This is a genomic window from Rhizobium ecuadorense (genome assembly GCF_001187535.1).
GTDB lineage: Bacteria > Pseudomonadota > Alphaproteobacteria > Rhizobiales > Rhizobiaceae > Rhizobium > Rhizobium ecuadorense.
This window is the reverse complement of the sequence record NZ_LFIO01001612.1, coordinates 1-302: the sequence shown is the minus strand read 5'-3', so window position 1 is coordinate 302 and position 302 is coordinate 1. Positions and strand designations below refer to the sequence as shown.

Genomic DNA, 302 nt, shown 5'->3' with positions numbered 1-302 from the left:
CGGCGAAAGAGGATGCCTTGATTCCGTTCTCGCCGATCACAGTCGTATCGCTCTTTTCAGAAAACAGGAGAAACTATGAGTCATAAACCCACGATCATTCTGGTGCACGGCTTTTGGGGTGGGGCCGCCCATTGGGGAAAGGTGATACTCGAGCTGGCGCATAGGGGCTATCAGTCCGTTCACGCCGTCGAACTGCCGTTGACGTCGCTAGCCGAGGATGCCGAACGGACACGCAAGATGGTGGCCCAGCAGAAAGGGCCGGTCGTGCTTGTCGGTCATTCCTACGGCGGTGCGGTCATCAC

General features: G+C 57.6%; 1 protein-coding gene. It reads left to right on the top strand.

Annotation, left to right across the window (positions count from 1 at the left end):
- Window positions 1–75: 75 nt before the first annotated feature.
- A partial coding sequence (locus AF337_RS32755; protein ID WP_152971296.1) for an esterase/lipase family protein occupies window positions 76–302 on the top strand: 227 nt, incomplete at its 3' end.